Source organism: Mesorhizobium sp. M2A.F.Ca.ET.037.01.1.1 (assembly GCF_003998075.1).
Lineage (GTDB): Bacteria > Pseudomonadota > Alphaproteobacteria > Rhizobiales > Rhizobiaceae > Mesorhizobium.
Genome location: NZ_RZSA01000772.1, coordinates 1 through 3,287, shown reverse-complemented (window position 1 = coordinate 3,287; position 3,287 = coordinate 1). Strand labels below are relative to the sequence as shown.

The following is a 3,287-nucleotide window of genomic DNA, read 5'->3' as shown; positions in this document are numbered from 1 at the left end:
CCAGGAAACCCGTGAACGTCTGCGCCACGCCGGCGCCCTGGCCGAGCTGGACCAGGCCGCTCGCATGCTGCTGGTCGTCGGCCATCGCCTTTTCGATCGCCTCGCGCCGCACCGGCTCGCTGAACATGTCGAATCCGATGATCGACTGGTTGGACGTGTCGAGCGGCTCGAACAGCACGATCGGCGTGCGCCGTTGCTGGGTCGTCGCAGGGTAGATCGGGTGGGCCGACCCATGGTCGCGCAGGATATCGCGTTCGACCGCGGCCTCGTCGCCGGCTTTGGCGAGCCTGAGGAAGCCTATGCCGCGCAGGCCCGCGAAGTTGTCATCGATGTTCAGCGCGGTGAAGAAGGCGTTGAATTCGCCGCGCGTGATGTCGCCGTTGCGGGCATCGAACAGCGCCTGCGTCGAACGCAGCAGCGACAGATGCAGGTCGATCCGGCTCTCGATGCGGCTCAGCGCGTCGTCGGCAGTGCCCTCGAACTTGATCCGCGCCGCCTCCTGCGTCGCGAAATAGGCGAACCCGGCCATCGTCAGGCTGATCAGCGCGACGGCGACAAAGGCAACGATCGGAAAGAGCTTCTTCAAATCAACGATGTGGCCCGTGGACGGTCTACGATCCTTATGGGCAAGTCTCCGCGTCAACACAATGGCGCGGTCAAATCATCACCGTGGCTGGTACATCACGCAGCCAGCAATTAGCCGGCTATATGCCTGGGCTTAGGCCGCGATCTTCAGCGCGCCAGGGCCTGGAATGGCGCCGGGCGGACATTTGCCCAAAATGATCATGCCGAGCACTTCGTCCTGGGTGACATCGGTGGTGCGCGCGGTGCCGACCACTTGGCCGTTCTTCATCACGCAGACCCGGTCGGCGAGCTCGAAGACGTCGTGGATGTCGTGGCTGATCAGGAAGATGCCGATGCCGTCGGCCTTGAGCTGCTTGACCAACTCCCCGACCTGCGCCGTCTCCTGCGGCCCGAGCGCCGCCGTCGGCTCGTCCATGATCAGGATGCGGGCATTGAACAGGATCGCGCGCGCGATCGCCACGGACTGCCGCTGTCCGCCCGACAGCTTGACGACCGGCTCCTTGAAGCGCTGGAAGCGCGGATTGAGCCGGCCCATCACCTTGCGCGCCTCGGCTTCCATGGCGACGTCGTCCAGCGTGCCCCACGCGGTCATCAGCTCGCGCCCGAGGAAGAGATTGGCCGCGGCATCGACATTGTCGGCCAGGGCCAGCGTCTGGTAGATCGTCTCGACGCCGTGTTTCTTGGCGTCGCGCGGATTGGAGATCGATGCCTCCTCGCCATTGATGAAGATCTGTCCGCTGTCGCGCTTGTAAGCGCCGGACAGGATCTTGATCAGCGTCGACTTGCCGGCGCCGTTGTGGCCGAGCAGCGCCATCACTTCGCCGGGGAAAAGATCGACGGACGCATCGTCGACGGCGCGGATGCCGCCGAAGGCGATCGAGATGTTGCGCATGTCGACCAGCGGAACGCCGGCGGGAGCGGATTTGTCAGCCATGTTGTTTCTCCTCCCTGATCAGGCCCGCTTGCGATAGAGGGTGTCGAGCCACACCGCCACGACCAGCACGGCGCCCACGACGATGCTTTGCAGCGGCGAATCGACGCCGAGCAGCACCATGCCGGACTGCAGCGACTGCATCAGCAGCGCTCCCAGCATAGCGCCGAGCACGGTGCCGGAACCGCCGGCGAGCGAGGTGCCGCCGATGACGGCCGCGGCGATGACCAGCAGCTCGTCAAGCGTTCCGAGCGCATTGGTGGATGAATTCTGCCTGGCCGACGAGATCGCCGCCGCGATCGTCGCCAGCACGCCCATGATCATGAATACCTTCATGGTGATCCAGCGCGTGTTGATGCCGGCGAGGTTGGCCGCTTCCGGATTGCCGCCGATGGCGAAGACATAGCGGCCGAAGCGCGTGCGCTTGGTGACGAAGGTCATGATCAGGCCGACGGCGACCGCCATCAGCACCGGAATGGCGATGCCATGCGCGATGAACAGTCCGCCTTCGGGAACGGTGATGTTGTTGGCGGCGGCATAGCGGTTCACGATGCCGATCGGCCACGGATAGGAATTGGCAAGCCACACAGCGCCCAGGATGATCGCGCAGGTGACCGTGGCGAGCAGCGTCTCGGCCCAGACCGGACGCAGCGGGAAGCGGAAGCGCTTGCGCTGCACGCGACCGTTATAGTGCATGAAAATGACCGCCAGGCAGGCGACGATGCCGACGACCCAGCTCCATTTGGCGCCGATCGAGCCCGCCGGGCCGCCGCCCATCAGCTGGAACGTGGCGTCAAGCGGCGCGACGGTCTGGCCGCTGGTGACCCACCAGGCAGCGCCCCGCCAGACCAGCAGACCCCCCAGCGTGACGATGAAGGCCGGCACTTCGAGATAGGCGATGACGAAGCCCTGGAAGGCGCCGATGAGGAGGCCGAGCGCCAGGCCGATCAGCAGCGCCAGGACCCAGATCCACGGGTTACCGAGCTCAAGCCCGACGAAGCGGACCAGGAAATGCACCTGGGCAAAACCCATGACCATGCCGATCACCCCTTCGGCCGATCCGACCGACAGGTCGATGTTGCGCATGACGATGACCAGCACCATGCCGGAGGCCATGATCGCCACGGCCGAAGTCTGCACCGACAGGTTCCAGAGATTGCGCGGCGTCAGAAAGGTGCGGCTGTCGAAGTCGAGCGGATTGACGCCAAGCCGCAGGCTGGAGATCACATGCAGTCCGACCCAGATCAGGAGCAGCGCGCCGATCATCCCGAGCATGCGGGTGTCCAGCTCGGTTGCCTTCAGGAACCGGGCGACGGTGCCCAGCTCCGAGGCACGCGCGGTGTCTGCCGGTTGGGTGGACGTCGTGTCGGTCATGAATTCCTCCTGCCGGCCTGCCCGTCTGGCGCGGATGCCGGAGCAAGCCTAGAAGCTATCCGCTCGAGGCGGAACGGTAATCTTCGAGAAAACGCCGCGGCTTTCAGGCCGCGGCGCAAGGTTTTTGGTCTAGTGTCGGCGAGCTTAGTTGCAGACCTTGACGCTGCCGGCGGCAACGCCAGCGCAGACTTCGTCCTTCTTGATCCAGCCGGCGTCGATGACGAGGTTGAGATTGTCCTTGGTGATCGCGATCGGGGTCAGGAACAGCGACTTGACGGTGTTGCCGCCAGGCGTCGTGAAGTCCTTGGCGCCGGCGATGTCGCCCATCTTCTTGCCGTCGGCGAGCTGCGAGGCGATCTCGGCGGCGTTCTTGCCGAGCTCGCGCGCGTCCTTCCAC

General features: G+C 65.0%; 3 protein-coding genes and 1 pseudogene. All 4 read right to left on the bottom strand.

The annotated features are described in order from the left end of the window. The coding region (locus EOA27_RS28715) for a CHASE domain-containing protein (protein ID WP_189562142.1) at positions 1-586 on the bottom strand (586 nt) is incomplete at its 3' end. Positions 587-718: 132 nt separating this feature from the next. Beyond that, positions 719-1,519: an ATP-binding cassette domain-containing protein gene (locus EOA27_RS28710; protein WP_126080875.1), complete on the bottom strand. Its 801-nt coding sequence runs from the start codon at positions 1,517-1,519 to the stop codon at positions 719-721. Positions 1,520-1,537: 18 nt separating this feature from the next. Beyond that, positions 1,538-2,890, bottom strand: coding sequence for a sugar ABC transporter permease (locus EOA27_RS28705; RefSeq protein ID WP_126080874.1), 1,353 nt, complete (start codon positions 2,888-2,890; stop codon positions 1,538-1,540). 144 nt (positions 2,891-3,034) lie between these two features. Next, positions 3,035-3,287: pseudogene (locus EOA27_RS28700) on the bottom strand (D-xylose ABC transporter substrate-binding protein); the annotation flags it as partial.